This is a genomic window from Rhizobium leucaenae USDA 9039 (assembly GCF_000426285.1).
Classification (GTDB): domain Bacteria; phylum Pseudomonadota; class Alphaproteobacteria; order Rhizobiales; family Rhizobiaceae; genus Rhizobium; species Rhizobium leucaenae.
Genome location: NZ_AUFB01000005.1, coordinates 104,447 through 128,096 on the forward strand (window position 1 = coordinate 104,447; position 23,650 = coordinate 128,096).

The window sequence follows — 23,650 nt, forward strand, 5'->3', positions numbered from 1 at the left end:
GGTGGCATCAAGCGACGGGGGCCATTTCCTGGAGATTGACCATGTCCGACATTCTGCTGACCATTCCGGAAATTGACGAGCGCATTGCGGGAATAAGAGAAAATCTTCGCGAGTTGATCGAACAGGCGGCCGCATACTCCGGCGCTGCAGACGAGGAGCTCGCATCGGAGCGCATCGCCGAACAGGAAGAAGAGCTCGAACGCCTATTGAAACGGCGCGAGGAACTTTCCGCGCAGAAATCCTGACGGCAGGAGATGGCGGTATTGATGTCCCCGCCGTCTCTTGTGCCGGATCAGCGAGACGGCGCCGGCGAAATCGTTGCGGTGGCCTGCTCACTTGAAAAGATGATGAAGGCGAACAGCAGAACGCCGATGAAAGTCACGATCGATGCTGCCGCAACGATCGGTTCCATTGCCATATTGCCGAGAAGCATCAGATATAATGCCGGCACCAGGACTGCGACGCCGGCAGTGTAGATGTAATACTGGATCATCGCCAGCCGCCTTTCCGCCTTTTGCGGGTTCAGCGCATGGTAACCGCCGAAAAGCGCCATAGTCACCCAACCGAGGAGATTGGCATGCGCATGGGCGCCGATGACACTGTGATCCTCGGTGATCGCCATTTTCAGGCCTATTCCAATTCCGACGATCAGAAAGATGATTGCTGTCTTGAAATACAGATTGGCGATGCGTGGCATGACAGTCCCCCAATAGGATTGCGGTCATTTAAAATATCACGTCGATCAGCCGCCGGGAAATTCAACTTATTGGACAATAGCGGGTCGAATGGCGTCACGAGTTTCGCGCTTATCCGTAAACGCGCGCCGTTCGATGGTTTTGGTCTGATCGCTGCCTCGCGGTACTCATGGCGATCTGCTCGCGCAAACGGCATCTACGCCGCATTGTGGGTGCGCCAATCCGGCGGTTTCATCGGCGACGATGTCTAATCGGCGACCGTGCCGGACAGCCGTTCGACATGCCGCGGCGTCCGACCGGCACCCCAAAATACGAAGGCGACCATCATAATGGTCGCCTCACGCTACGGCAAAATAAGGCAGCATCGGGTCTCCGTGGTTACCCGATATCACTTCACGGGCATGACAACCGGCGCATCCTTGCTCTTCAGAAGCACAACGATAAATTTGGCCGGTTTGGTCTTGCTTGCATTGCGGCTGACCACGTGAATGTCGGAAGGACCTTCGTAGAATGTCTCTCCTGGCGACAAGGTGACTTCTTTTTGTCCCTTGACTTGCATGACGATGGAGCCTTCCAGAACATAGACGAATGCATTTGCATCATGTTTGTGAATGGGATCGGAACCTCCTGGCCCATACTCGACCGATATCATCACCCCCTCCTTACCAGGATAATTTGGCAGATCTTTTTGCATGAGCGATGTGACGTGTGCAGTGTTTTCCGCGGCAACCGCCAAAGTGCCAGTGAGGCAAACGGCAGCCGCCACGAATAGCCTTAGAAAAATTGAATTCATTGTCGTAATCCCCTTGGTTGTTGAACCGTAGATGCGTTGGCAGAATTTCGTTTCGATACCGAATGCTTCGGGCAAAAGCCTTCGCGAAGTGGGGTATCGTTTCATACACCCAGCAATGCATCGTCGTGCGCAGGTTGCGCTAAAGGTTGCGAAATCGAGTCGACGAACGTGACGGTCTCATTGAGCGACGCCCGGCCCGTGTGGATGTAAGGCTCCTTGACGTCCTCGTGCCCGATCGACATGCCGCAGAACAGGATGAGCCCTTCGCGCGGTGACAGGATCTCCGCGACGGTCTTGCGGTACACTGACCACGCCATTTGGGTGCAACTGTGCAACCCCTCGCCGCGCAGCAGCAGCATAATGGTCTGAAGATACATGCCGACGTCGGCCCATTGGGGCAAACCCAGGTCGCGGTCGATGTAGCAGAACAAGGCGGCGGGTGCGCCGAAGCAATCCCAATTCGCGGAAGCTGCTCTCTGAGCTGCCTCCCAGTCACCGTCGGCAATGCCGAGTGCGCTGTAGCGCTCATGGCCGAAGGCGGATCGGCGCTCGCGGTAGGGGGTCTTCAGTTCGCGCGGATACATTTCATACTCCCGCTCGTCCCAGGGGCCGTGTGCGACCACACGTTTGCCCGCGCGCCTCTTTAGCTCCGCCAGCGGAGCGCCGGTCACGACGTAGGTGTTCCACGGCTGGATGTTTGATCCGGACGGCGACCAGGCCGCGGCGGACAGCACGCGCTCCAGCACTTCCTTCGGGATAGCCTGATCGGTAAACTTGCGCACCGCCCGTCGACTCTTGACCGCCTCATACACGTCCATGATCGTTCACCTTTTAGTTGCTAGGTCTCCAGCAACCAACAGGTACCAATTCGAGAGAAGCCGGCCTATTCTGCGCTGTGTTTATCTGCGCACTACATTGGGTTTGACGACGTCATACTGATGGATAGACGAAGTCATACCGACGCGGTGGCTATTTCGTATTCACTGGCCAGTTTCGGGCGTGCGGGGTTGGAGCGGGCCACCCGGCACTTGCGACAACCAGTTCGCTGAACCATAAAGCAAAAAATCCCCCCGACGGTATCGAGGGGATTTTGTCTTCACTCGGCCATAACGGCTGAAATTCAGCCCTTTTGGGCTTGGATATCGAGCACCCGGTTCGCCGCCGAAACGATCGCCTCGAGAGAGGCAGCGACGATGTTGGTGTTGATCCCAGCGCCGAAGAGCTTGCCCCCGGGATAGGAGGTCTCGACATAGGAGATCGCCGAGGCATTCGAGCCGTGCTGAAGCGAATGCTCGGAGTAGTCCTCGACGGACATCGGAATGTCGAGATAGATCGAGAGAGCGTTGATGAAGCCGTCGATCGGGCCGTTGCCGCGGCCTTCGATACGCTTCACCTCACCATTGTCGGTAATCTCGGCTGCGACGATCCGCTGCCCCTTGTTCTCAGGATCGGCGAAGGTGTGGTGATCGACGAAGCGGATGCGCGCGTCGGACTGCGTTACGTAACGCTCAATGAAGTGCTCGTAGATGCGCTTCGACGGCAGCTCCTTGCCCTCTTCGTCGGTGATGCGCTGGATCTCCTCGCGATACTCCACCTGGAGATTGCGTGGCAGGTTGAGCCCGTAATCCTGCTGCATGATATAGGCGATGCCGCCTTTGCCCGACTGCGAGTTGATCCGGATGATCGCCTCGTAGGTGCGGCCGACATCCTGCGGATCGATCGGCAGATATGGCACTTCCCAAACCGGATGGTTGGCGACCTTCGCTGCCTTCATGCCCTTGTTGATCGCATCCTGATGCGAACCGGAAAAGGCGGTGTAGACCAATTCGCCGACATAGGGGTGACGCTCGCCGATCGCCATCTGGTTGGAATATTCGAAGACTTCCTTCATGCGCTCGATATTGGAGCAATCCAGCTCGGGATCGACGCCCTGCGTGAACATGTTCAGCGCCATAGTGACGACATCGACATTGCCGGTGCGCTCGCCATTGCCGAACAGCGTGCCTTCGACACGGTCGGCGCCGGCCATCAAAGCCAGTTCGGCAGCGGCGATACCGGTGCCGCGGTCATTGTGCGGATGCAGCGAGATGATGAGGTTTTCGCGGTTGTCGAGATTGCGGCACATCCATTCGATCTGGTCGGCATAGATGTTCGGCGTCGCCATTTCGACGGTAGAGGGCAGGTTGATGATCAGCTTGTTGTCCGGCGTCGGCTTTACCACCTCGATGACGGCGTTGCAGATTTCCAGCGCCACGTCTAGCTCGGTGCCGGTGAAGCTTTCCGGCGAATATTCGAAGCGATAGCCACCACCTGCCTTGGCCGCCATGTCGGTGATCATCTTGGCCGCATCGACGGCAATCTCCTTGATCCCCTTCACATCCTTGGCAAACACCACGCGGCGCTGCAATTCGCTGGTGGAATTGTAGAAATGCACGATCGGCCTGTTGGCGCCTTCCAATGCCTCGAAGGTACGGGTGATCAGCTCGGGGCGGCACTGCACCAGAACCTGCAGCGAGACATCGGCAGGCACATTGCCGTGCTCGATGCACCAGCGGGCGAAATCAAAATCGGTCTGCGATGCCGACGGGAAACCGATCTCGATTTCCTTGAAACCCATTTCCAGCAGCAAATGAAACATACGGGCCTTGCGGTCGTGGCCCATGGGATCGACTAGCGCCTGGTTGCCATCGCGCAGATCGACGGAACACCAGATCGGCGCCTTGGTGATGGTTTTCGAAGGCCAGGTTCGGTCGGGAATATTGATCTGCGGGTAAGCGCGGTATTTCACCGCTGCCTCGGGCATGCCTTTGGGGGAATGGCTGTTCGCGTCCATGTTTCGTCTCTTCCTTTCCCGTCATTTGCCCCGCGTCTTAACCGATCGTGTGCGGCTTGGCGATGACAAATACGGACCCGCTACGGGGTATCCTGTCGATTTTGGGGATATGTCGCGAGGAGCGATGGCCGGGCGGGCTCTACGGCCGCCGAGCGCTCCTCAAAGGACCCGGCAACCGCGCGTAAGGCCGAGAAGAAGAAGCGAAGTCAGGGCGCGCGTATTGTCACGCAGGGCAACGCGCCCACGTGCAATCTGTTCGGAAATCTTCGCGCCAGTCGTCTTCATGGCCGCGCTTATAGCCGGGCGGCAAAAAAGAAGCAACCCCCAGCTCAGTTCTTCAGCAGTTGCACCATGCGCGACAGCGCCATCATCAATCCGCCGGCGATCAGTCCCCAGAAGGCGCCTGAAATCCCGCCGAAGGAGACGCCCGATGCCGTAACGAGGAAGGTGATCGCAGCCGCCTCACGCGATTCCGCCTTTTGAAAAGCGTTCATGGCCGAGTTGGACAGTGCGCCGACCAGCGCCAGGCCGGCGACGGCCTCGATCAGGATCGGCGGCGCCAGCGCCACGAAGGCAGTGACCGCGCCGGCGAGCAGCCCAAGGATGATGTAAACGACCCCGGCAATGATCGCCGCCCAATAGCGCCGCTTCGGGTCGGCATGGGCGTCCTGTCCCGCGCACATGGCGGCGGTGATCGCCGCAAGATTGACGGCATGGCCGCCGAAGGGCGCACTGAACAGCGAAAACACGGCGGTGACCGCAAAGAGCGGACCAGGCTTCGGATCATAGTGATGAACCTTCAGCACCGCGATGCCCGGAATATTCTGCGATGCCATGGTGACGATGAAGAGCGGCAGCGCGATGGAGACGAAGCCGGCGACGGTGAAGACCGGTTTGATCAGTTCGACGCTCGGCAGCAACGAATGCTGCAGCGATGCCAGCGCCCCATCGGGCACCTTCACGCCAAGCGCTAGCACCAGCGCAAAAGCGGCAAGCGCCGCCGGCACGGCCCAGAGCCGCTTGAACGCGCCGACGACGATCCAGGCGATGATGATCGGCAGGCCGAGCCACGGGTTGAAGCCGATCGCCTTGACCGGCGCAAAGCAAAGCCCGAGCAGCACGCCGGCAAGCATGGCATTCGCCAGCGCCGACGGGATAGCGGCGACGGCTCGCCCGAGCGGCCGGAACAGGCCGGCAATCACGATCAGCACCGCACAGACGAGAAACGCACCGACCGCCACCGGAAAGCCGCCTTCGATGGCGCCGGCACTGGCCAGAAGTGCCGCTCCTGGCGTCGACCAGGCAATGCTGATGGGCAGCTTCGTCGCTGCGCTGAGGATGATGGCGCAGAGCCCCATTGCAATCGACAACGCCGTCAACCCGGATGCAGCCTGCGCGTCGGTAGCACCGACCGCCTGGAGCCCATGCAGCACGACCGCGAAGGAACTGGCAAAGCCGACAAAGGCGGTAAGGCAGCCCATGAAGAGGCTTTGAACGGAGAAATCTTTGAGCATGGCGGCGGCTTGGAGACTCGTGGATGCGATGGAAAGCGCATGGAGCATCACAAGCGGTGGTCGTGCAAGTGCAGTTTCGCCAAGATCAGACAATCCGAGTCGGCGAGCGTTACTCGATTGGCAAAAGAGCCCGGACGGGGATTGCGCACCAAACATCAAACCTGTGTAGTCAAATGCAACTAAGACGTCTCTACGCGCCAGTCGATAAGCTCGATTGGTTGAAATCGATAGATGCATAAAGGAGGAACGATATATGTATTATGCCATCTTGGCCTATCACGAAGAGGGAGTGGTTGAATCCTGGACCAAGGAGGAGGACGCGGCGTTGATGACCGAACTCCTCCAGATCAATGACCGCCTCGTTCAAGAGAAGTCTTTGGGACCGGCCGCACGTCTCGGCTCAACGCAAAGTGCCGTGACACTGCGAGGCAAAGGTGCCGGCATCGTCACGGACGGGCCCTTTGCCGAAACCAAGGAGCAATTGCTGGGCTTCTATGTGGTGGATTTTCCAACGTTTGAGGCAGCAGTTGAAGCAGCCCGCGACCTCCGCCGTGTCAATCCGACGGCAGTCTACGAAATCAGGCCGATCTCGCTTTACATTCCCGGAGCGCCATTGGAATCCCGGGACGAAGAATAGCGAGTTCGGCTCAGCGGCCCGTCGCCGCGCTCGCGGCTGCGTTAACAATGCAAAACGCCCTCGCCTGCCTTTCGGCAAACGAGGGCGCTTCAGCTCAGCAAAAGCCGCTAGCTTAAATCTCGCCCTGCGACGTCACGATCCGCGAAACCAGGCCATAAGCCTTGGCTTCCTCGGCCGACAGCCAGTAGTCGCGGTCCGTATCCTTGGCGATACGCTCGACGGGCTGGCCGGTGGCTTCCGAGAAGATCTTGTTCAGGCGCTCGTTCATCTTGATGATTTCGCGAGCCTGAATTTCGATGTCGGAGGCCATGCCACGCGTACCGCCGGACGGTTGGTGCAGCAGGAAGCGGGTATTCGGCAGGCAGATGCGGCGTTCCTTGGGGGCTGCCACGTAGATCAGCGCGCCCGCGGATGCGACCCAGCCGGAACCGATCATCCAGACCTTCGGTTTGATGAACTTGATCATATCGTGAATGGAATCGCCGGATTCGACGTGGCCGCCGGGCGAATTCACATAGATGCGGATGTCCTCATCGCTGGCCGCGGCGAGCGCCACAAGCTGCGAGCAGACCTTCTGCGCCAGTTCCTGCGTAATGCCGCCATAGATGAAGATCGAGCGCGATTTGAAAAGATTCGCCTCCGCGTCCTTGCCCAAGGGCAGCTCTTTCGTCTTTTCTTCCTGTTCGTCTTCGTCGTTCATTCGCAAGTCTCCAGCAGATGTGTCCTACCGCACATAGTGCGACTCAATGCGTAAAACAATGCCGGAAAAAGGCAAGGCGCGAATAGCCAGGGAAAGCATGGCGTTATGGTTGCGGATTACCGAATTGTAACTTGAACAGGCTTTGAAAAGCCGGAATTCCATCCTACGTCAGGTGAGCGCGAGAATCGCGCCCCGAATTTGCAGCAACAGATAGCCAAGGAGGCCATCATGTCGCCTGAAGAACGTCAAATGCTCGCGTCCCTCTTCGATCGCGTCCGCGCTACCGCCAGCACCCAGCGCGATGCCGATGCGGAAGCCTTGATCAATCAATCGGTTCGCGATCAGCCCTATGCGCCTTATTTCCTCGCCCAAGCCGTGCTCATACAGGAACAGGGCATGAAGGCTGCGGCCGACCGCATCCAGCAGCTCGAAGCGCGGGTGCACGAGCTGGAACAGCAAGGGGCAGACAATCATCCGCAGCCCCAGAGCGGCGGCTTCCTCGGCGGTCTCGGCTCGCTGTTCGGCGGCGGCCAACAGCAGCCGCAGCGTGGCCCGGGACCGCAAGCCGGTAATTCGCAGCAGCAGGGCCATCTTTATGATGATTATGCCCGCAACGCCCCGCAGCCCGGCCCCTGGGGCGGTCAACAGCAACCGAGCGGCCCCTGGAACCCGCAGGCTGCAGCTCCCTCGGCAGGCGGTAGCTTCCTGCGCGGCGCCCTCGGCACCGCGGCCGGCGTCGCCGGCGGCGTCATGCTGGCGGAATCGCTGTCCAGCCTGTTCAGCCCCCATCTCGGCGGCACCAGCGCCGGTGGCGGTCTCGGTGGCCTCTTCGGCGGCACAGCCGCCAATGCAGCCGAACAGCCGGTTCAGGAAACGATCATCAACAACAATTATTTCGGCAACGACGGCAATGACCAGAACGATAATGGTCAGACCAATGTCGACTACGCATCGAATGATCAGGACGACGACAATGATTATGACGACTCGTCCGACAATGGCGGCGACGACAGTTCGTTTGCCTGAAGCCAACCGTCTCTGATTGCAAAAAGCCGCCTCCTTTCGGATGGCGGCTTTTTCAATTTCAGCCACGTCCGCGATAAGGCTGGACGCCCTGGTCCGGCAGCCACACGCCCTCCGGCGGCTTGCCCGTCTGCCAGAACACATCGATCGGAATACCGCCTCGGGGATACCAATAGGCACCGATGCGCAGCCATTTCGGCTCCAGCAGTTCGACCAGCCGCTTGGCGATGTAGATCGAGCAATCCTCGTGGAAAGCGCCGTGATTGCGGAAGGAATGCAGGAAAAGCTTCAGCGACTTCGATTCCACCAGCCATTCGTTCGGCACATAATCGATGACGATATGGGCAAAATCCGGCTGACCGGTCATCGGGCAGAGCGAGGTGAATTCCGGGGCGGTGAAGCGCACGACATAGTCCGTGCCGGCATGGCCGGACGGCACTTTTTCGAGGACAGCGGCTTCGGGGTTCGCAGCCGTTTCGGTCTGATTGCCGAGCATCGACAGACCGGAAACATCGGTTGTGGGCATCTTAGGTCTCCTTGATCACTTTGACGCGGATGCCATGGGCCTTCTCGCCCTCGGGCTCCACGTGAATGGTTATTTCCGCGCCCGCATGGATCGCCCGTATGGCGTCTTCAAGGCGGTCGCAGATGCGATGCGCCTCGCGGACCGGCATCGCCGCCGGCACGACGAGGTGGAAATCGACGAAAGTGACGGCGCCTGCCCGGCGCGTCTTGAGATCGTGCACGCCGAGAGAGCCGTTGGCATGCGTCGCGATCGCCTCCTTGATCACCACTTCCTCTTCCGGCAGGACAGCCTTGTCCATCAGCCCGTCGATGGAATTGGAGATGACTTTCCAGCCCTGATACAGAATGTTGACGGCTACGAGAATGGCTAGCACCGGGTCGAATATCGGGTAGCCGGTGCCAAGCGCCAGCAGCAGGCCGAGCAACACGCCGACCGAGGTATAGACATCGGACATGATGTGCTGCCCGTCCGCGGTCAGCGCCGGCGAGCGATGCTCGCGCCCGGCACGGATCAAGGTCAGCGCCCATAGCCCATTGACGATACCGGCGGCAAAGTTGATGGCAAGGCCAAGGACGGGCGCTTGCAACGGCTGCGGATTGCCCAAATGCCCCACCGCCTCCTGAACGATCATCAACGCAGCGACGATGATCATCGCCCCTTCAGTGACGGCCGAAAGATACTCCGCCTTGTGGTGACCGAAGGGATGATCGTGATCCGCCGGCTTCTGCGCATAGCGGATGACAAAGAAAGCGATGAAAGCAGCCACGACATTGACGAGGGATTCCAGGGCGTCCGACAACAGCGCCACGGAGCCCGTCACCCACCAGGCGAGCATCTTCAGCGCCAAGACGCCGAGCGACAGGGGAACGCCCCAGAGGGCCAGTTGCCGTATCGTCTGGTTGCCCTGTCCGTTCATGCGTTTCTCCAATGCGGATGCGCGCCCTGCATATGCGAACGAATTGCAAAAACCGCGCCATTCAAATGCAAAACCGCCCGCGCGAAATTCGCGCAGGCGGCTCATTGCCGTTCATATGATGCAGAACGCATCGTTTGTCAAAGGACGGCTTGGGTCGCGCGCATCACAATTTATCCCAAATAACCCGGTTAAACAAAGTCGGTGCGCAAAGCTGCCGCTGAAAGACGATGATGCGACAAAATGATGGCTGGCAGATCGTATGCTTGCCTGTGAAAATCATGATGGCACCTTCCCGTGCGCGCATGCACTAAGCTATAGGTCGACCAACAACGCTCCAGCGAACGGCATTCCGCCACGAAACGTCGCCGCTACCTCCAATCCACGGTGGAACATGCCCTGTCTTGATCCCTCTCATTCGCACAACGCAGCTTCCGTCGCCGATGTGCCGCCGAAAGAAGCGGATCATCTGATAGCGGCAGGCGCCTTTTCCGAAACGGAGCGCGCCGCCGTCTACCGCGCCATCGAAACCCGCCGCGACGTGCGCGATCAGTTCCGGTCCGATCCCCTGCCCGAAGATCTCGTCAGGCGGCTGCTCGAAGCGGCCCATCGCGCGCCGTCTGTCGGTTTCATGCAGCCGTGGAACTTCCTCCTGATCCGTCAGCAGGAGACGCGAGAACGCGTCTGGAAGGCATTTCACCAGGCCAATGAGGAAGCCTGCCAGATGTTCGAAGGCGATCGCCGCGCACAATATCAACGGCTGAAACTCGAAGGCATTCGCAAGGCGCCGCTTAGCATCTGCATCACCTGCGATACCAGGCGTGGCGGCCCTGTCGTGCTTGGGCGGACGCACAATCCCGCGACGGACGTCTATTCGACGGTCTGCGCCATTCAGAATCTCTGGCTCGCGGCCCGCGCCGAGGGTGTCGGCGTCGGTTGGGTGAGCATTTTTCACGAGGACGCGATCAAGAGCATCCTGAACATACCCGAGCACGTCAAAATCGTCGCATGGCTCTGTGTCGGCTACGTCGATGAACTCTATGACATGCCCGAGCTTGCGGTAAAGGGATGGCGCGACCGCCTGCCGCTCGACAAGCTGATTTTCGAGGAATGTTGGCGGGATGATCAGGAGGCTTTCTAAGCAGCCCTGATCCGCACTAATTTATCTGAGTGGATGCAAAACGATCGCGGTCGTTGTGCAGGCTGAGCGACAGCCGCAGCATCCATGGCAGCGCCGTCCATAAGCCTGAGGTCAATCCCGCCTGCCTCAACCCGGCGGCCGTCCAGGTATTGCATCCCATGAGCGCGTTGAAATATCCCCGTCCCTCGAAGAACGCATCATTCGGTCCGTAGTTGCTGCCGATCAATGGGCTCGGCTGGTTATTCGTTTGCTCGAAACTGCCGAGAATGAACCGCTTGAGCCGCTCCAACCCCTCGGTATCGATGCTGATCGCCATGACACCAGGCGCATTCGCGGGAATCTCACCCGCCAGCTCGGCATGGATGACAGCACGATCGAGAGTGAAGCTTTTCAGGACAGGGCCGGCCTTCAAATCGGCCCATGTCCGCGTCTCCGTATAGAAGCTCCGGCCGCCCCAGCCGAAAACGAGATAGCGCACATTCGTATTATCGAGATCAAGCCCGGCTGTCCGCAGGAATGCGAAACGGGAGATGAGATCGCCATCGACGGGTATGGCGATATCCGTGTGGATGGGATTGCTGAGCACGAGGACATGTTGCGACCGCTCGGCTCTTTCCGCTCGTCCGTCAGGCCAAAGCGGCCGCGGAGCGACAATGCCGAGAGCGGCGATCGCCACGATCGCAAGCACGGCGAAGAATACGCCCTTGAATATACTTGAGATCACCGACCGAAAGACCCCGCCAACAGCGGATGTCTTCAGTGGTTTGTTGGCTCTTTCAAGGCAAAAAACATCCCTATGCACTTTTCCGAGTGCATAGGGATGTTCGAACTGTACACCGAGCGGCTCTCGCGTCAGGCCGCCTTCGTCTTCGCCCGCCGCGCCAGATGCGCCACCACATTCTCGATCATCCGCATACCCGCGTCGCCACCGAGCGTCATGATCGATTCCGGGTGGAACTGCACGGCCGCAATCGGCTCCTTGACGTGCTCGATGCCCATAATCGTGCCGTCTTCGCTTTCGGCCGTGATCATGAAGTCACGCGGCAGGCTCGACGGATCAGCGAAAATCGAATGATAGCGACCGACCGTAACCTCGCGGCCAAGACCCGAGAAGACGAGACCCGGCTCCAGCACCCGGATGCGCGAGGGCTTGCCGTGCATCGGAACCGCCAGATGGCGCAACTCGCCGCCATAGGCTTCCGCAAGCGCCTGCAAGCCCAGGCAAACGCCAAAGATCGGAAGGCTGCGCGCTCTCGCCTTTTTGATGGTCGCCTTGCAATCGAAATCCTTAGGATTGCCGGGGCCGGGTGAAAGCACGACCAGATCCGGATCAAGCCGATCGAAGACCTCTTCGGGCACCGGCGTACGCACGGTCGAAACCGTGGCGCCCGTCTGGCGGAAATAATTGGCAAGCGTGTGCACGAAGCTGTCTTCGTGGTCGACGAGCAGTATCTTCACGCCCTTACCGACGGAAGCGACATCACGCTGCTGTTTGCCGGAGTTTGCAGTCTTGGCATCACGGATGGCGGAAAGCATGGCAGAGGCCTTCAGTTCGGTTTCGGCTTCTTCTTCCTCGGGAATCGAGTCGTTCAGCAGAGTTGCGCCCGCACGCACTTCGGCAATGCCGTCCTTGATACGGACGGTGCGCAGTGTCAGGCCGGTGTTCATGTCGCCATTGAAGCCGACCATGCCGATCGCCCCACCATACCATGCACGCGGGCTCTTCTCGTGACTCTCGATGAAGCGCATGGCCCACAGCTTAGGCGCGCCGGTGACGGTGACGGCCCAGGCGTGGCTGAGGAAGCCGTCGAAAGCATCCATATCATCGCGCAGGCGTCCCTCGATATGGTCGACCGTGTGGATCAAGCGCGAATACATCTCGATCTGACGGCGGCCGATGACCTTGACCGAGCCCGGCTCGCAAACGCGGCTCTTGTCGTTGCGGTCGACGTCGGAGCACATGGTCAGCTCGGACTCGTCCTTCTTGGAGTTCAGGAGCTTCAGGATCTGCTCGCTGTCGGCGATCGGATCGTCGCCGCGCTTGATCGTACCCGAAATCGGGCAGGTCTCGATGCGACGGCCGGACACACGCACGAACATCTCCGGCGAAGCGCCGACGAGATATTCCTGATTGCCGAGATTGATGAAGAAGGAATAGGGCGACGGATTGATCGCCTTCAGGCGCTTCGAAATATCGGACGGCTTGCTCTCGCAGCGCTCCATGAACTTCTGGCCGGGCACGACTTCGAAAAGATCGCCCTTGCGGAAGCTTTCCTTCGCCTTGACCACCAGCTCGGCATATTCGCCAAGGCGATGATCGCTCTTCGGCGGAATGGCATCGGTGTGGCGGAAGGGCTCGGGAGCGATCTCGCCGGACTTGCCTTCGGTAGTGACGCCGCCCTTGGCGAAATCGTAACGATCGATCCAGGCCTTGGCGGAATAATTGTCCACCACCAGAATTTCGTCGGGCAGATAGAGCACCATGTCGCGCTGGTCGTCAGGACGCTCGAGCTTGAGGCTGATCGCGTCGAACTGGAATGCGAGGTCGTAGCCGAAAGCACCATAGAAGCCGATGCTGGCATCGGCCTGCGAATAGAAGAGATCGGTGACGGCGCGCAACACCGTGAACACTGTCGGGGTCTTCGAGCGCTCTTCCTCGGTAAAGACGCGATCCGGCGTCTTCACCGTCAGGTCAAGCCGGCGCTCTGTCGAAGCGCCAAGCACCAGTTCGGAAACCGTCTTCAGCTTTTCGGCAATGAAACCGAGAATGACCTTGCCGCGCTCATTATAGGCGTCGATCCAGACATTGCGTCCATTGCAGGACAGACCGACCGGCGGATCGACGATGGCGGTATCCCAACGGGTGTAGCGGCCGGGATATTCATAGTTCGACGAGAAGACCGCGCCGCGGCGCTCGTCGAGCTTGTCGATGTAGGACGACACCGCATCCGCATAGGGAGTCGGCCGGCGCTGCCGGGTGACGGTGATGCCGCCCTTCGTCTCGTAGATTTCCGCACCATCATCCCGAAGGATCGTTACCATTGTTCCTCACTCCGTTGTCGGGCCCGGATGACAGGCGGCCTTTATAACAAAAAAGCCGCCTCGAAATCTCGGGCGGCTCACTCGTCGTCTTTGAACACGATTGGTCGAGGCCGCCTCAGCGTGCCCACCACCAAACTGCAATGTTGTTCAAGGACATGTTCATCGCGGGAATTGTTAGCGTGAGATGAGCTGATGCGCAAGCCGCAATCTCAGGGAATGGGCAGAAACGATTTTCGTCCCTGCCCTCCCCATTTTAGTTCCGCCGCCCTGCCTCCGCGAAAAATTCCTCCGGTCCATCCACTTCGACCAATCGCTTCTTCTCAATCAGCCAGAAGCGATTGCCGATGGCGCGGACGAAGCTGCGATCGTGAGAAACAAGCAGGCAACTTGCCTCCTGCGCCATCAACTCACCCTCCAGCGCCTCCTGCCCATCGATATCGAGATGGTTGGTCGGCTCGTCGAGCAGGTAAAAGTTCGGATTGGTGAGCCTGAGCACCAGCATGGACAATCGCGCCTTCTGACCGCCCGAAAGCCTGCCAATGGCACGCCCCTGCATGTCGATGCCCATGCCGGCACCCGCGAGCAGCGTGCGCGCCCGCTGTTCGCCGAGTTCGAACAACCGCGTGATCAGGCCCAGCGGGGTATCGTCATGACCGAGATGGGAGAGCGCCTGATCGCTGTAGCCCAGCGCCAGCGATGGCGTTGCCCGGATTGCTCCCGATACGCTTTGATCGGCAATGGCATGGCGGATCATCTCGACAAGCCGGGTCTTGCCCGCCCCATTATGGCCAAGCAGTACGATGCGATCGCCTTGGCATATCCAGCGTTTGCCGGTCTTGAACAGCAATGTACCATCCGGCGTCTCGACGCCGGCATCATCAAGCGTCACCAATATCTTCGCCTGAATGCCGCGATTGGCGAGCTTGATCGCGCCGGACGAACGCTCCTGGTGACCCGGCCGTGCCATATCCTCCAGGCGTTCGGCACGCGCCTTGAGCTGCTTCGTCTTCACCGTCAGCAGGTCGCTGCCGGAATTGATACCGAGGTTGTTGAGCTTGGCCGCCTGCTTTCGCAATTGTTGCGCCGTCTTCATGTCCTTCTGGTAGCGCCGCTCATCCGAAACGTCGGCCTCCTCCAGCGCTGCCCGTGCCCGGCCATAGGGCAAGGCGTAGGTCGTCGATTGCTCCTGACGCAGGAACAGGGTGCGGTGGGTGACGGCATCGAGAAAGGCGCGGTCGTGGCTCGCGATCAGCACCGGCACATCGCTCGGCAGAGCGTTCAACCAATCTTCGAGCAGCGATATCTTAGCGAGATCGAGATGGTTGGTCGGCTCGTCCAGCAGCAGGACGTCCGGCTCGGTCACCCAAATACGGGCGAGCATGGCAAGCCGCTGCCAACCGCCACTGAGATCAGCAAGTGCCCTCTCCCGCAACACCTGCGGCACGTCAAGCGAATCCAGCGTGACATCGACGCGCCAGCCCTCGCTCTCGGCTTGTTCGTCCGGCAGGGCACAGAGAACCGCGTGGTAGAAGGACATGGCAGCCAGATCGGCGGGCACATTCTGTTCGACATATCCCACCCGAAGGCCGCGTGAGCGGGTGATGTCGCCCACCGACGGCTCCAGCCGGCCGGCGATACAATTCAGTAGAGTGGATTTCCCTCTGCCATTTGCGGCAACGATACCGATCCGGTCACGGGCACTGACGGTGAAATTCAGATTGGAAATAAGCGGCACACCCAGGGTGATGCCGAAATTGCGGAGATTGATCAGAGTCATGGTTCTCTTCCGGTCTGACCCAAGCACAGCCGTGACGCTCCATCGGCGCGGTTATCGGCAGAAACTCGGTTGAATGTCATCACGCAGCCGCGCGAACACGAACGTTCGGCGCTGCGTTACCCACAGGGGCAGACCAGAAAGACGGTGAGTGAGAAGCGGTCTCTGATCAGCCCTGCAAACGCATTTGCAGGGCTTGGTTCGGGCCGAACTGGCGATTGCGCCAGACAAACGTCATCATCTTCGACCCTCCTTTCTCAATAGGTTGCGCAACCTTGATAGCATTGAACGTTGCGATAAACAATCGAGCGGGCCTTCACAGGCCGCCGACGCTCAGAGGCGAAGCCAGCTTGTCGATGCGCCCGGCTTCATCAAGGATTCTCAGGCCGCGAAATATTCGTCGCGATCAATATCCTGAATGAGACCGGGCTGCTCCGGGCGCCATCCCAGCAACTCCCGTGTCCGCTGGCTGGAGGCAGGGCAATCCAGTCCGGCAAAATGCGCGAACCAGCCGAAATGCTCTGCCGCCTCCTGCGGCGTCTTACTGACGATCGGCAGGTTCAGACGGCGGCCGATCAGGCCGGCGATATCGCGGAACGGCACGCCCTCTTCGGCAATGCCGTGATACCGGACCGCCCCGGACTTCGTCTCGATCGCGAGCCGGTAAAGACGAGCGGCGTCGAGCCGGTGCACGGCCGGCCAAAGGTTCTGCCCATCGCCGATATAGGCGGAAACGCCCTTCTCCCGTGCGATACGGATGAGGATCGGAACGAAACCATGATCGCCAATGCCATGGACGGATGGAGGAAGCCGCATCACCGATGCGCGCACGCCTTTCGCGGCAACCGACAACATCGCCTGTTCGGAAGCGACGCGGGGAAACGAAGCGGGACCGAAATCCGGAACCATATCTTCGGTCGCGAGACGGCCCGGCGAAAGAAGCCCAGTCCCGGAGGTAACGATCAACGGGCGGTCGGACCCTGTCAGCGCCGAACCGAGTGCCTCGATGACGCGCCTGTCCATCTCGCAATTTTCCGCGAATTTCGAGAAGTCGTGGTTGAATGCCGTATGGATCACACCATCCGATGCGGCCGCGCCGTTACGCAGGCTTTCCAGATCCTCAAGGTCGCCCCGATGCACCTCGGCACCTGCGGCAGCGAGAGATTTGGCACCCGCCTCCGAGCGAGCGAGACCGAGCACCTGATGGCCGGCGCCGATCAATTCAGCAACGACGGCGGACCCCACGAAACCGGTCGCACCGGTAACAAAAACACGCATAAGAAATTCTCCAGTTCAAGAGCTGGATCACTATCGGCGAGCCAATTATCAGGGTAAAGTAGTGAGCTTATAGGAGTATAATCACTAACAGGACGAACATGCCGGCGACGAACGACAAAGCGCTTGGAACCTACCTCCGGGATCGCCGCACCAAGCTCGATCCCGCGGCATTTGGCCTTCCGCCGGGACGCAGGCGAACGGCCGGACTACGGCGCGAGGAAGTGGCGCAGCGCGCCAATATCAGCGCGACCTGGTACACATGGCTCGAGCAGGGCCGCGGCGGCGCGCCCTCGGCCGATGTGCTCGACCGGATCACCCGCGCTCTGATGCTGACGGACGTCGAACGTGAGCACCTCTTCCTGCTTGCCTTGGGCCGGCCGCCCGAAGTCCGTTACCAGCCGGCCGAGGGTGTGACGCCACGGCTGCAACGGGTGCTCGATTCGCTGGAACTCAGCCCGGCGCTTGTGAAGAATTCGGCATGGGACATCATCGCCTGGAACTACGCCGCCTCGGTCGTGCTTGCCAACTATGGCGATATTCCGCCGGAAGAACGCAACATCCTGCGTCTCGTCTTTTCCAGTACCCGCGTGCGCAACGCCATGCCGGAATGGGAAGCCGATGCCCGCTTCGTGGTGGCGGCATTCCGCACCGAAGTGGCCCGGGCCGGAGCTGCCGAAAACGTCAAGGGATTGGTCGAAGATCTCAGCCGCCGAAGCCCGGAATTCGAGGCAATGTGGCGCAGCAACGACGTGCGCAGCTATGGCGAGGGCACCAAGCATCTGCAACACCCGATCGTTGGCCTGATCGCCCTCGAATATTCGAGCTTTTCCGTCGACGGCAGGCCCGATCTCGGCATGGTGGTCTACAATCCCGCAACATTGGCAGACATGGACAAGGTCAGATCGCTGCTTCAAGGTCAGGCCTGATCAGCCGACGCGCGAGAGGCCCGAGAATAGGAAAAGGACGATGCCGAAGCACCGCCCTCTCTCATCCATCACGATGAGATCGCTCAGAACTTCTGCGTCAGCGTCAGCTTGAAGGTCCGGCCAGGCTCCGAATAGAACTCGTGCGGTTGCGTCAGGCTGGTCGAGGCGACGTTGAGTGCGTCGTAATAGGTCTTGTTGAAGATATTGTAGACGCCTGCCCGTACCGTCAGCCCTTTCACCTGCTCCGGCTCCCACCATCCCGTCAGGTCGAAGATGCCGTAGCCTGGCGTGCGGAAGCTGTCGCCATCCTTCTTCGGCTCGCTTGTCGCGGTGATGAAGGTCAGGTCGGTTCCCCAGATCTCGGTGGCATAGCCGACGGTGAAGGCCGCTTTTGCCGGAGCGACGGAATCGAGCCATTCGCCGGAATCGGAGTCCTTGCCATTGGCATAGGCAAGCGCGCCTTTGATATGCATGCCATTGTCGAACTTCTTATGCGCATTGACCTCAACGCCGAAGATGCGGACGTTGTCGCGATTGAAGTATTCTGTGATCCCCAACGGGTAAGTACGCGTTGGATCGACGGAAGTCTCGCTGTCGATGAAGTTCTTATACTTGTTGTAGAAGCCGCCGATATGGCCGCCGAAATCGTCATCGCCGAGGTTCGCGCCGATTTCGACGCCATTGCTGGTTTCCGGCTTCAGATCGGGATTGCCGTAGCTGACATAGCCGCCGGGCACGCCGTAGTTCAGGTAAAGTTCGCTGACATTCGGCGCGCGGAAGCCCATTGCCCATTGAGCATAAAGCTCGACATTGTTCTGCGGTTGGTAGGCCGCGCGCAGCTTCGGCGAGAAGCGGGTGTCGGACTGTCCGGACGGCATGCCGGCATAGTTGGCGCTGTCGCTATAGGCGTCGGTATTCTTTGGCGAGTAGTCATACCAATCGAAGCGCAGGCCCGGCGTCAGCGAGAAGCCGCTGGGGCCGATCTCGATCTTGTCGTCGATGAAGGCGCCGGCGCGCTTGCCGTCGACATCGGGCATATCGGACTGGTTGGTGTGCAGGAATGCGCAAGACGCGGCCCAACGAGGAAGATTGCAGCTATCGCCGCCGGCCGAATATTGATGCGTCTTGGTGAAGGCGACGTCGAGGCCGAAGGTGACGTTGTGATGCAGGCTGCCGGTGTCGAAGGACTTCGAGGCATTGCCGTTGAAGCCGATGCTGCGATCCTCGACCTCGTTGCGGCGCCAATAATCGCCGATGACGGAGGTATAGCGATAACCCTCGGCGCCGTTCTCGCGCATCAGGTTCTGCCAGTAGAAGACCGAATTGGCGGTGTCGACCAACGAGTCGGCGCTGTCGGCCTCGTATTTATAGTCGAGCGAAACGCGGTTGCGCTCGATATTGTCGGTCGTATCGTAGTTGCCCGGCCGGAAGTTTCCGGTCGGGCTCTGCAGATGCATGGCATCGATATCTGTATCTTTATTGTAGTGTTCGGCCGTAATGCCAAAAGTTCCGACATCGGTGTATTGGCGGATCTTGAAGAGGCCATTGCGCTGGTTGTAGTTGGCCGGATCGGCCTTGGTGCGCTTGATGGAGTAGCCGCCGACGTCGCCGTTGTTTTCCAGCTCATGTCCGTGCGTATATCCGCCCTCGAAAAGAACAGCGGTATTGTCGATGCGCTTGGCAACTGCGGCCGAGCCGCCGACGCTGCGGTCATCGCCGTTGTAGCCGAGTTTGAAGACGCCGCCCCAGGTCGAACCAGGCGTGATCAGATCTTCCGGCTCCAGCGTGCGCAACACGAAAGCGCCGCCAAGAGCACCGGAACCAGCGCGGCTGGAATCTGCGCCGCGCACGACGTCGACCGTCGAAAGCGTGTTGAAATCGAAGCTGTTGACGCCGCCGTCCGCAGCGCGAGCGCCGTCGAGCAGGAACGGAACCTCGATACCGTCGATCGTCGTCAGCACGCGGTCGTCTTCGAGGCCGCGAATATTGACGCTGCCGCTGGTGCGGTCGAAGCCAACACCGACTTCGGTGCTGCGGCCAAGATCCTCGATACGGCTGATCTGATTGTCGTCGATCTCCTTGGCCGTCGTCTCGGTGGTCGTCGGCGAGTCGGCCAGCACGTCCTTCGACGCCTTCCCCTTGACCACGATTGGTTTCAGCTCCGTTGCGCGGCCGCTCTTCGCCGCCGCTCCGTCTGCGGTCGCATCATTCTGATTTGCCGTCTGCGCATAAGAGGCCGTGCCGAGCCCAAGGGCCAGAAACGCCGTGCACGCCAAGAGAACCGAGCGAGATCGCCGAACAACCATAACCATTCCTTTCGAATTGATTCACCGGGCTGGCTGGTTGGTGCCTTCTGACGCACGCAAGGGGCTGGCTGGGTTCTTTTCGTTGAACGAAGCGGAGCAATTTCCGCCTTCTTTCTGCCGCATAAAAAACATGACTACTATTGTCAATATATTGAGGCATGATAAATATGAATAGATTTATCATGTTTAAAAGCTGATCGATAAAGTTGCTGAATTGCAACGAAATCGCTGCATCGAGCGTTCTCCCGGCATTGCCACTAGAGATGGGTGAAATACTTGATGCTGCTCCGGATCATCTCCGTCACGACCGCCGTCGCCATGTTGACGGCAGCCTCCCTTCCCGAAACCGGCCCCATGCCGCAGCCCAAGCCGGACAGCGAACAAACCCAATCGCCCAATGAACTGCCGATACCGGCACAAAAGCCGGAGGAATCCGGGACCGGTCCGCTGCTACAGTCCAAGCCCGATAGCGGACAAACCGAAGAGCCTAGTGCGGCGCCGATACCCGCACAAAAACCCGAGACTTCCGAGACCGAACCGACCGAGAGGGAAATGCAGGGGCCGCCCAAACCGCCCCCGACGGTCGCGGCGGAGTCGGATGATGAGCATCAAGCCTGCCTCAAGGAATTGAGCGCCATAGGGGCGGTATTCAAAGACACTCCCCGCATTGATGACGGCAACGGCTGCGGCATCGACAAGCCGATTGCCCTCTCCGAACCATTGCCGGATATCAAGATGAAACCGGAAGGCACGATGCGCTGCGAGGCCGCCCTGGCGCTCGCCCACTGGATGAAGGAGAGCGTAATCCCCGCCGCCGCAGCCGCCCTCAAGGACAACGGCCGGATTACCACGATCAACCAGGCTTCGACCTATATCTGCCGCCTGCGCAACAACGCGACCACTGGCAAGATTTCGGAACATGCCCGCGGCAATGCCATCGACATCGCCAGCTTCACCTTCGAAAATGGCGAGACCGTCGGCATCGAGCCGCGCCAGGAAGATCCGACGTTAACCGGCGCATTCCAGCGCAGCGCCAGCGCCTCCGCCTGCCTCTATTTCACAACCGTCCTCGACCCGAACAGCGACGCCGCACACGAGACGCATTTCCATCTGGACGTGCTGAAGAGGAACGGCGAGTTCAGATATTGCCACTAAATCCAACTGCACCGGATTCAGAACTTAAAACAATCCCTCGATATATCCCTGATCATTGAGGAAAATCCGTTCTGCCGCCGGCGATTTCGGCAGGCCCGGCATAGTCATGATCTCGCCGGTAATGACGACGACGAAGCCGGCGCCGGCGGAGAGGCGCACTTCGCGGACAGGCACGATATGACCCTCCGGCGCGCCGCGAACGTTCGGGTCCGTCGAAAAGGAATATTGCGTCTTCGCCATGCAGACCGGCAAATGGCCGTAGCCTTGATCCTCCCAGGAGCGTAATTGATCGCGCACGGCCTTGTCGGCGGTCACCTCGCCGGCGTGGTAGATCTTCGAAGCGACGATTTCGATCTTTTCGAGCAGGGAGAGATTATCGGGATAAAGCGGCTGGAACCTCGCCTGACCGGATTCGGCAAGCTCGACCACCTTATAGGCAAGCTCTTCGATGCCCGCCGATCCCTCGGCCCAATGGCGGCAAAGGATCGCCTCGGCACCGAGCCGTGCCACGTAATTCTTCAGCGCCTCGACTTCCGCATCCGTATCCGAGATGAAGTGATTGATGGCAACGACGACCGGCACGCCGAATTTGCGGACATTGGCGACGTGCCGCCCGAGGTTGGCGCAGCCTTTCAGGAGAGCTCCGACATTCTCCTGGCCGAGATCTTCCCTCCTGACACCGCCATTCATCTTGAGGGCCCGCACCGTCGCGACGATAACGGCCGCATCGGGTGAAAGACCGGCCTTGCGGCACTTGATATCGAAGAATTTTTCCGCGCCAAGGTCGGCGCCGAAGCCCGCTTCGGTCACGACATAGTCGCCGAGCTTCAGCGCCGTGCGCGTGGCAATCACCGAATTGCAGCCATGCGCAATGTTGGCGAAGGGGCCGCCATGCACCAAAGCCGGATTGTTCTCCAGCGTCTGTACCAGGTTCGGCTGCATCGCGTCCTTGAGCAGCACCGCCATTGCCCCGTCCGCCTTAAGATCACGGGCATAGACCGGCATGCGGTCGCGGCGATAACCGATGATGATGTTGCCGAGCCGCTTTTCCAGATCCTTCAGATCGGCAGCCAAGCAGAGGATGGCCATGACCTCGGACGCGACGGTGATGTCGAAACCGCCCTCGCGTGGGAAACCGTTGGCCACGCCGCCGAGCGAGGTGACGATATCGCGCAGCGCCCGGTCGTTCATATCCATGGCGCGCCGCCATGTGATGCGGCGGACATCGATATTCTGCTCGTTGCCCCAATAGATATGATTGTCGATCAGCGCCGCCAGAAGATTGTGGGCCGAGGTGACAGCATGGAAATCCCCGGTGAAATGCAGGTTGATGTCTTCCATGGGGATGACCTGCGCATAACCGCCGCCCGCCGCACCGCCCTTCACGCCGAAGCAGGGTCCGAGCGAGGCCTCCCGCACGCAGACAATCGCCTTTTTGCCGATGCGGTTCAGCCCATCGCCAAGGCCGACGGTCGTCGTCGTCTTTCCCTCGCCTGCCGGCGTCGGATTGATGGCGGTGACGAGGATCAGCTTGCCGTCCTTGTTGCCCGCTTTCGAAGCGATGAACTTTGCCCCAATCTTCGCCTTGTCATTCCCGTAGGGCGCAAGGTCTTCCACAGGAATGCCGAGCTTGGCGCCGATCTCGGCGATCGGCAATTTCTTTGCGGCGCGCGCGATTTCTATATCGGATTTTACCGCTGTCATGGAACCCGTTCCCGCCCTGAACATGGAGGCATTCACCCTGCCGGGATAGCCCAATAAATATCCACTGTGAATAGCTGCACTTTGCGGTCCTTCCTGAAACCATGCTGCCTTGCAGCAAAGCGCGGACGACCCTATTTTCCCAGGCGGGCTGCAGGACGAACGGAAAAGGATAAGGCATGAAGTCCCTGGAACTACTGGTCGAGCGCATCATCCTCTCCAGCCGTTGGATTCTGGTGGTCTTCTATCTCGGCCTTGCGGCCGCGCTTGCGATCTATGCCGTCTCGTTCGGCTACAAATTCCTAAAGGTCGCCGCCGGCGTTTTTGAGTATGACGAGGCGGACATGATCCTCGCCATTCTCGGCCTTATCGATGCTGCACTGGTGGCCAGCCTCATCGTCATGGTGATGATTTCCGGCTACGAAAATTTCGTCAGCCGCTTCGACGAGGCCGATGACGAAGTCTCCTTCCTCGGCAAGCTCGATTCCGGCAGCCTCAAGATCAAGGTTGCTTCTTCCATCGTCGCCATTTCGTCGATCCACCTGCTGCAGATCTTCCTCAACGCCACTCAATACGAAAACGGCAAGCTGATGTGGCTGACCATCATGCACCTCGCCTTCGTCGTCTCGGCGCTTCTGCTCGGCTATCTGGAAAAGATCATGGCGAAGGCCAAAGCCAAGGACGCCTGAACCG

The 23,650-nt window shown here is 59.7% G+C and carries 21 protein-coding genes; 7 read left to right on the forward strand and 14 right to left on the reverse strand.

Going from position 1 to position 23,650, the window contains the following annotated elements; all coding sequences use genetic code 11:
• Window positions 1-41: 41 nt before the first annotated feature.
• Window positions 42-245 (forward strand): hypothetical protein, encoded by a 204-nt coding sequence (locus tag K290_RS0109510; RefSeq protein WP_028751703.1) that lies wholly within the window; start codon window positions 42-44, stop codon window positions 243-245.
• A 47-nt stretch (window positions 246-292) separates the two neighbouring features.
• On the opposite strand, the gene K290_RS0109515 is transcribed toward K290_RS0109510, so the two are convergent.
• The 5 genes from K290_RS0109515 to K290_RS0109550 form a co-directional block, all read right to left on the reverse strand.
• On the reverse strand, window positions 293-697 hold the full coding sequence (locus K290_RS0109515) for a hypothetical protein (RefSeq protein ID WP_028751704.1): 405 nt from the start codon (window positions 695-697) through the stop codon (window positions 293-295).
• Between the two features lie 386 nt (window positions 698-1,083).
• Window positions 1,084-1,488 (reverse strand): cupin domain-containing protein, encoded by a 405-nt coding sequence (locus tag K290_RS0109530; protein ID WP_028751706.1) that lies wholly within the window; start codon window positions 1,486-1,488, stop codon window positions 1,084-1,086.
• A gap of 101 nt (window positions 1,489-1,589) precedes the next feature.
• The gene (locus K290_RS33945) at window positions 1,590-2,306 is read right to left on the reverse strand and encodes a nitroreductase (protein WP_051263977.1); all 717 of its coding nucleotides are present in this window, start codon (window positions 2,304-2,306) and stop codon (window positions 1,590-1,592) included.
• Between the two features lie 302 nt (window positions 2,307-2,608).
• Window positions 2,609-4,321: a 2-isopropylmalate synthase gene (gene leuA, locus K290_RS0109540; protein WP_028751707.1), complete on the reverse strand. Its 1,713-nt coding sequence runs from the start codon at window positions 4,319-4,321 to the stop codon at window positions 2,609-2,611.
• A 329-nt stretch (window positions 4,322-4,650) separates the two neighbouring features.
• Complete coding sequence (locus K290_RS0109550; protein ID WP_028751708.1) at window positions 4,651-5,835, reverse strand: benzoate/H(+) symporter BenE family transporter; 1,185 nt, start codon at window positions 5,833-5,835, stop codon at window positions 4,651-4,653.
• A 253-nt stretch (window positions 5,836-6,088) separates the two neighbouring features.
• On the opposite strand from K290_RS0109550, the gene K290_RS0109555 reads away from it, so the two are divergent.
• A complete protein-coding gene (locus tag K290_RS0109555) occupies window positions 6,089-6,472 on the forward strand; it encodes a YciI family protein (RefSeq protein WP_028751709.1) in 384 nt (127 codons plus the stop codon).
• Window positions 6,473-6,584: 112 nt separating this feature from the next.
• Here K290_RS0109555 and K290_RS0109560 read toward each other — a convergent pair whose 3' ends face one another.
• Entirely contained in the window at window positions 6,585-7,172 is a 588-nt protein-coding gene (locus K290_RS0109560; RefSeq protein ID WP_028751710.1) for an ATP-dependent Clp protease proteolytic subunit, read from the reverse strand.
• 228 nt (window positions 7,173-7,400) lie between these two features.
• On the opposite strand from K290_RS0109560, the gene K290_RS0109570 reads away from it, so the two are divergent.
• Window positions 7,401-8,198, forward strand: a complete 798-nt coding sequence (locus tag K290_RS0109570) for a DUF2076 domain-containing protein (protein ID WP_028751963.1) — start codon at window positions 7,401-7,403, stop codon at window positions 8,196-8,198.
• 58 nt (window positions 8,199-8,256) lie between these two features.
• Here K290_RS0109570 and queF read toward each other — a convergent pair whose 3' ends face one another.
• Complete coding sequence (queF, locus tag K290_RS0109575; RefSeq protein ID WP_028751711.1) at window positions 8,257-8,721, reverse strand: preQ(1) synthase; 465 nt, start codon at window positions 8,719-8,721, stop codon at window positions 8,257-8,259.
• Window position 8,722: 1 nt separating this feature from the next.
• Window positions 8,723-9,637: a cation diffusion facilitator family transporter gene (locus tag K290_RS0109580; protein WP_028751712.1), complete on the reverse strand. Its 915-nt coding sequence runs from the start codon at window positions 9,635-9,637 to the stop codon at window positions 8,723-8,725.
• 391 nt (window positions 9,638-10,028) lie between these two features.
• On the opposite strand from K290_RS0109580, the gene bluB reads away from it, so the two are divergent.
• Window positions 10,029-10,775, forward strand: coding sequence for a 5,6-dimethylbenzimidazole synthase (gene bluB / locus K290_RS0109585; protein ID WP_245276509.1), 747 nt, complete (start codon window positions 10,029-10,031; stop codon window positions 10,773-10,775).
• A 16-nt stretch (window positions 10,776-10,791) separates the two neighbouring features.
• On the opposite strand, the gene K290_RS0109590 is transcribed toward bluB, so the two are convergent.
• From K290_RS0109590 to K290_RS0109605, 4 genes are all read right to left on the reverse strand, one after another.
• Entirely contained in the window at window positions 10,792-11,499 is a 708-nt protein-coding gene (locus tag K290_RS0109590; RefSeq protein WP_065091565.1) for a TIGR02117 family protein, read from the reverse strand.
• 128 nt (window positions 11,500-11,627) lie between these two features.
• The gene (locus tag K290_RS0109595) at window positions 11,628-13,817 is read right to left on the reverse strand and encodes an anthranilate synthase (RefSeq protein ID WP_028751715.1); all 2,190 of its coding nucleotides are present in this window, start codon (window positions 13,815-13,817) and stop codon (window positions 11,628-11,630) included.
• Between the two features lie 253 nt (window positions 13,818-14,070).
• Window positions 14,071-15,594, reverse strand: coding sequence for an ABC-F family ATP-binding cassette domain-containing protein (locus K290_RS0109600; protein WP_028751716.1), 1,524 nt, complete (start codon window positions 15,592-15,594; stop codon window positions 14,071-14,073).
• Between the two features lie 378 nt (window positions 15,595-15,972).
• A complete protein-coding gene (locus K290_RS0109605; RefSeq protein WP_028751717.1) occupies window positions 15,973-16,869 on the reverse strand; it encodes an SDR family oxidoreductase in 897 nt (298 codons plus the stop codon).
• A gap of 98 nt (window positions 16,870-16,967) precedes the next feature.
• Here K290_RS0109605 and K290_RS0109610 point away from each other — a divergent pair, with 98 nt between their 5' ends.
• Window positions 16,968-17,795, forward strand: coding sequence for a helix-turn-helix transcriptional regulator (locus K290_RS0109610; protein WP_028751718.1), 828 nt, complete (start codon window positions 16,968-16,970; stop codon window positions 17,793-17,795).
• Window positions 17,796-17,878: 83 nt separating this feature from the next.
• Here the strand turns inward: K290_RS0109610 and K290_RS0109615 are convergent, their stop codons facing one another.
• Window positions 17,879-20,101 carry a TonB-dependent hemoglobin/transferrin/lactoferrin family receptor gene (locus K290_RS0109615; protein ID WP_028751719.1) on the reverse strand — a complete coding sequence of 741 codons (2,223 nt, stop codon included), beginning with the start codon at window positions 20,099-20,101 and terminating at the stop codon, window positions 17,879-17,881.
• A gap of 279 nt (window positions 20,102-20,380) precedes the next feature.
• Here K290_RS0109615 and K290_RS0109620 point away from each other — a divergent pair, with 279 nt between their 5' ends.
• Window positions 20,381-21,256, forward strand: a complete 876-nt coding sequence (locus K290_RS0109620) for an extensin-like domain-containing protein (protein ID WP_037135183.1) — start codon at window positions 20,381-20,383, stop codon at window positions 21,254-21,256.
• Window positions 21,257-21,280: 24 nt separating this feature from the next.
• On the opposite strand, the gene K290_RS0109625 is transcribed toward K290_RS0109620, so the two are convergent.
• Window positions 21,281-22,960, reverse strand: a complete 1,680-nt coding sequence (locus K290_RS0109625; protein ID WP_028751721.1) for a formate--tetrahydrofolate ligase — start codon at window positions 22,958-22,960, stop codon at window positions 21,281-21,283.
• A 176-nt stretch (window positions 22,961-23,136) separates the two neighbouring features.
• Between K290_RS0109625 and K290_RS0109630 the strand changes: the two genes are divergently transcribed.
• Window positions 23,137-23,646 carry a TIGR00645 family protein gene (locus K290_RS0109630; protein ID WP_081670254.1) on the forward strand — a complete coding sequence of 170 codons (510 nt, stop codon included), beginning with the start codon at window positions 23,137-23,139 and terminating at the stop codon, window positions 23,644-23,646.
• Window positions 23,647-23,650: the final 4 nt, after the last annotated feature.